Source organism: Paramesorhizobium salinisoli, from assembly GCF_003335045.1.
Classification (GTDB): Bacteria; Pseudomonadota; Alphaproteobacteria; order Rhizobiales; family Rhizobiaceae; genus Paramesorhizobium; species Paramesorhizobium salinisoli.
Map to the genome: position 1 here is coordinate 1 of NZ_QOZG01000172.1, position 254 is coordinate 254.

General features: G+C 57.1%; 1 pseudogene. It reads right to left on the reverse strand.

What is annotated here, in order from left to right:
- Positions 1 to 126: 126 nt before the first annotated feature.
- A pseudogene (locus DUT91_RS25410) lies at positions 127 to 254 on the reverse strand (IS3 family transposase); the annotation flags it as partial.

Below are 254 nucleotides of genomic sequence, written 5' to 3' on the forward strand. Positions count from 1 at the left end.
TCCACGGTGTAGATCCCCTGTCCCTCCTGCGTTCATTGCAGAAGAGAAATAGGTGGCCGGATTTTACTCCGCCCGAAGCAGGATTATTCCGCCGCTACCGTGGCCGACTTTTGCACCGCCGCTCTCATCCGTTCCCTGATCAACCCTGATTGTCTTCGGATAACCGACCTGCCGGCATACCCGTTCCAAGGTTTCCACGACATCTTCACCCCGATAGCTGTGCCGAGGATCAAGCACCGGCACATAGCGCGAGA